The following is a 4,965-nucleotide window of genomic DNA, read 5'->3' as shown; positions in this document are numbered from 1 at the left end:
TCCAGCATCGGCTGGCCGGTGCGGCCGCGATTCGGCAGGCCGATGATGTCGATCGCGGGTTCGCCCAGGATCTCGCCCTGCACGTCGATGGCGATGGCCACCGAGACGAGGCCGGCCTGCGAAAGCTTGCGGCGCTCGGGGATGGCCCGGTCCTTGGCGTCGATCAGGACGTTGCCGTCCTTGAACAGGCGCCCGGCCTTCACGTGGTCGACGATCTCCGGCGTTCCGGGGGCAAGGCGCACCACGCTGCCGTTGCGGGCCTTGACGATGTTCGGAACGCCCTGGGCCCGGGCGAAGCGCGCGTGCTCGTCGAGGTGGAGGGCCTCGCCGTGGACGGGGATCGCCGTCTGCGGCCGGGTCCAGGCATACATCTCCGCCATCTCGTCGCGCCGGGGATGGCCCGAGACGTGGACGAGCTTGGTGCGGTCGGTGACCACCTCGATGCCGGCATTGATGAGGTCGTTGATGATCGCGCCCACCGCCCGCTCGTTGCCGGGAATGGCCCGCGAGGAGAAGATGACCCGGTCACCCGCCGCCAGGGTGATATCGGGATGGTCGTCGCGGGAGACGCGGGCGAGGGCCGCCCGCTCCTCGCCCTGCGAGCCCGTGAGCAGCGCAACCACCTTGTCGCGGGGCAGATAACCGTAGCTGTCCGACGAGCGGAACTCCGGAAGACCGTCGAGGAAGCCGCACTCGCGCGCGACACCGATGACACGGTCCATGGCACGCCCGACCGCGATGACCTCGCGGCCGCAGGCCTGGGCCGCCTCGGCGACCGCGCGCATGCGGGCGACGTTGGAGGCGAAGGTGGTCACCGCGACGCGATGCGGCGCGTCGGCGATCAGGTCCCGCAGGGTGGCGGCGACCTCGGCCTCGCTCGGGGAGCGGCCCTCGCGCACGACGTTGGTGGAATCGCTGATCATCGCCAGGATGCCCTCGTCGCCCAGCGCCCGGAAGGCCGCCTCCGAGGTCACGTCGCCGAGGATCGGGGTCGGGTCGAGCTTCCAGTCGCCGGTATGCAGCAGGAGGCCGTGCGGCGTGCGGATGGCGACGGCGTTCGACTCGGGGATCGAGTGCGAGACCGGAACGTACTCGATCTCGAAGGGCCCGACCTGGACCCGGCGGCCGGCCTGGATCTCCTTGAGGATGACCTTGGGCGCACCCGGCTCGCTGAGGCGGCGGGCCTCGAGCAGGTTCTTGGCGAAGCGCGTCGCGTAGACGGGCGCCTTCAGCTTGGGCCAAAGCTCACCGATCGCGCCGATATGGTCCTCGTGCGCGTGAGTGATGAAGATGGCGAGGAGATCGTCCTTGCGCTCCTCAATGAAGCTGAGATCCGGGAACATCAGGTCGATGCCGGGGAATCCCTCCTCGCCGGCAAAGCCCATTCCGCAATCGACCATGATCCATTTGCGGCGCTTGGGTGGCCCGAAGCCGTAGAGCGCCGCGTTCATGCCGATCTCGCCCACGCCGCCGAGCGGCACGAAGACGAGTTCGTCTTGCCCTGTCGTCATTGTCCGTAAAACCTCAAGCCGCCGTCGCGGCCGTTCCCAGATGCACCTCGCCCGCCGTCACGGTCCGTCGCGTTCCATCCTCCGATCGGACCACGAGCCGCCCGGCCTCGTCGATCGTCTCGAAAATTCCGTGTACGAGAGTGTCGCCTGTCCGCACGGAGACCGGCGCGCCGATCCCGGCCGCGTCGGCGATCCAGCGCTCGCGGATCCCTGAGAACCCGCGGCCACCATCCCAAAGTCGCGCGGCGTCGACGACCGTATCCGTCAACTGGACGAACAGATCCTCGGCGCGCGTGTCGTACCGCATCTGCCTGAGGCACGTCGCGCGATAAGGCAAGCCCTGTGGCGTCGCAGCGACGTTGACGCCGAAGCCCATCACCACCGCGCGGCCGCCCCGGGGCCGGTGCTCCGCCTCCAGCAGGAGCCCCGCGAGCTTGGCCCCCGAAGCCAGCACGTCGTTCGGCCATTTGAGGTTGAAGAGCTTTGAGGCGCATAAAGCGCCATCCACGTCACTGCGGATTTCCGGATTCGGCGCCTCCCTCTCCTGTAAGGAGAGGGCTGGGGTGAGGTGTGGTCCATTTCCGGAGAGGTCACGCACCTCACCCTGTCCCTCTCCTTTCAGGAGAGGGGACCCGCGACGTCCTTGATCGGCCGAACCGCCACCCACCAGGGCCAGCGAACCGCCCTCTGTCGCGCGCTTCAGGGCGGCGACGAGCGCCACACCGGCGACGAAGCCGAGGGTTGGCACTTGAGCGGGGTCCACGTCGTCCACCGCCCAGAGTAGGCTCGCGGTCAGGTTGCCCGCCTCGGACAGCCAGGCATTGCCGCGCCGGCCCCGTCCCGCCTCCTGTCGCCGGGCGACGATCCAGAGCGGACCGGCCTCGCCCGCACGGAAGAGATCCAAGGCCTCGGTGTTGGTCGATCCGAGGCGGTCATGGACGTGGAGGCGGTGGCCCTCCCCTCGGGCCAGGGAACCGAGGCCGAAGCCGTCCAAGGGTCTAGAACAGCGACTTGGCGGCGGCGCCGGCGGCACCCACGAGGGGGGCCGGAACGATCCAGAACAGCACCACCACCAGGCTCGCCAGGCCGAGAACGATGCGCGGGCCCGGCGCCATCGGCTCGTAGGCGGCCACCGGCTCGTCGAAGTACATCACCTTGACGATGCGCAGGTAGTAGAACGCCCCGACCACGCTGGTGACGACGCCGATGATGGCCAGGGCCACGAGGCCCGACTGAATGGCGGCGAGGAAGACGTAGTACTTGGCGAAGAAGCCGGCCAGGGGCGGGATGCCGGCCAGCGAAAACATCATCGCGGCGAGGCAGAAGGCCAGGACAGGATGGGTGCGCGACAGGCCAGCGAGATCGTCGACGGTCTCGAACATCTGCCCGCCGCGGCGCAGCGACAGCAGCACCGCGAAGGCGCCGAGCGTCATCGCCAGGTAGATGATCATGTAGACCACCACGCCGCTGACGCCCGCCTGGGAGCCGGCGGCGAGGCCGACCAGGGCGTAGCCGACATTGCCGATTGAGGAATAGGCCATCAGGCGCTTGATCGAGCGCTGGCCGATGGCGGCGAAGGAGCCCAGCGCCATGGAGGCGATGGCCACGAAGACGATGATCTGCTGCCAGACCGCGGTCACGTCGGGGAAGGCGCCGATGAAGAGCCGCACCGTCATCGCCATGGCGGCCATCTTCGGCGCCGAGGCGAAGAAGGCGGTCACCGGCGTCGGCGAGCCCTCGTAGACGTCGGGCGTCCACATGTGGAACGGAACGGCAGCGAGCTTGAAGGAAACACCGGCCGCCACGAACACGATGCCGAGTACGATGCCGAAGCCGGCCGTGCCGTCGAGCGCCGCGACGATGCCGGGGAAGGAGACGGTGCCGGTGAAGCCGTAGACCAGGGAGGCGCCGTACAGGAGCATACCCGAGGAGAGCGCACCGAGGACGAAGTACTTCAGCCCGGCTTCCGTGGACTTCAGGTTGTCACGGTGGAAGGCCGCGATGACGTAGGCGGCGAGCGACTGCAGCTCGAGGCCGAGATAGAGCGAGATGAGGTCGTTGGCCGAGGCCATGACCATCATGCCGATGGTGCAGAGGACCAGCAGGATCGGAAACTCGAACCGGTCGATGCGCTCGCGCTGGAAATAGTCGCGCGAGAGCAGGATCGAGGCCGCCGAGCCGAGCAGGATCAGGGCCTTCATCACCTTCGAGAAGTTGTCGACGATGAAGGAGCCGTTCAGGGTCGTGATCTTGGCGCCCGACTGGGACATCACCGCGAACAGCGCGACGACGAGCAGGATCAGCGCGCCGACGTTGACGCCCTCGGCGGAGCGCTCGCCCCGGAACGCACCGTAGAGGATCAGCACCAGCACGCCGACGCTGAGGATCAGCTCCGGCAGGGCGGGCCCGAGCGCGGGCATGACGATCTGAGCGGCGTTCATCGGGTCAAGCCTTCAGCGCGACGCGGGCGGCAGGGTGGCCGCGGCGGTCTGCGTGTTCGAGAGCGCGGTCCGCATGCTCTGCATCAACGCTTCCGTCGAGGGCGCGAAGGTGTCGAGCACGGGGGCCGGGTGGACGCCGTAATAGATCGTCAGGGCGACGAGCGGCGCGATGATGATCTTTTCGCGAAGATCCAGGTCGAGGATGCCCTGCAGGTTGGGCTTCTCGAGCTTGCCGTAGATCACGCGGGCGTAGAGCCAGAGGGCGTAGCCGGCCGACAGGATGATGCCGAAGACCGAGAAGAACGCCACCGTCGGGTTGGCCCGGAAGGCGCCCATCATGGCCAGGAACTCACCGACGAAGCCGGAAGTGCCGGGCAGGCCCACATTGGCCATGGTGAACACCATCATGGCCGCCGCGTAGAGCGGCATCCGCTTCACCAGGCCGCCATAGGCGGCGATCTCGCGGGTGTGCATCCGGTCGTAGACCACGCCGACGCAGAGGAAGAGCGCGCCCGAGACGATGCCGTGGGAGATCATCAGGAACAGCGCGCCCTGGATGCCCTGCTCGTTCATCGTGAACAGGCCCAGCGTCACGAAGCCCATATGCGCCACCGAGGAGTAGGCGATGAGCTTCTTGATGTCGGTCTGCATCAGGGCGATCAGCGAGGTGAAGATGATCGCGATCACCGAGAGGGCGAACACCATCGGGGCGAAGGCGTGGGAGGCATCCGGGAACATCGGCAGCGAGATCCGGATGAAGCCGTAGCCGCCCATCTTGAGCAGGATACCCGCCAGGATCACCGAGCCGGCGGTGGGTGCCTCCACGTGCGCGTCGGGCAGCCAGGTATGGACCGGCCACATCGGCATCTTCACCGCGAAGGAGGCGAAGAAGGCCAGCCAGAGCCAGGTCTGCATCTCCACGGGGAAGCGGGTGTGCAGCAGGGTCGGGATGTCGGTGGTGCCGGCGTGCCAGTACATCGCCATGATGGCGAGCAGCATCAGCACCGAGCCGA

General features: G+C 67.9%; 4 protein-coding genes. All 4 read right to left on the bottom strand.

The features are described from left to right. Nucleotides 1-1,511 (bottom strand): ribonuclease J (locus tag K2X24_RS18370; protein WP_292499846.1); only part of this gene is annotated, 1,511 nt, incomplete at its 3' end. 13 nt (nt 1,512-1,524) lie between these two features. Beyond that, nucleotides 1,525-2,505, bottom strand: a complete 981-nt coding sequence (locus K2X24_RS18365; protein WP_292499848.1) for a biotin--[acetyl-CoA-carboxylase] ligase — start codon at nt 2,503-2,505, stop codon at nt 1,525-1,527. Between the two features lie 4 nt (nt 2,506-2,509). Continuing rightward, nucleotides 2,510-3,952, bottom strand: coding sequence for an NADH-quinone oxidoreductase subunit NuoN (nuoN, locus tag K2X24_RS18360; protein WP_292499845.1), 1,443 nt, complete (start codon nt 3,950-3,952; stop codon nt 2,510-2,512). Between the two features lie 12 nt (nt 3,953-3,964). Further along, a partial coding sequence (locus K2X24_RS18355; protein ID WP_292499843.1) for an NADH-quinone oxidoreductase subunit M occupies nt 3,965-4,965 on the bottom strand: 1,001 nt, incomplete at its 5' end.

Source organism: Methylobacterium sp., from assembly GCF_019750675.1.
Classification (GTDB): Bacteria; Pseudomonadota; Alphaproteobacteria; order Rhizobiales; family Beijerinckiaceae; genus Methylobacterium.
Note: the sequence above shows the minus strand (reverse complement) of the source record. Positions and strands in the feature narration are given on the sequence as shown.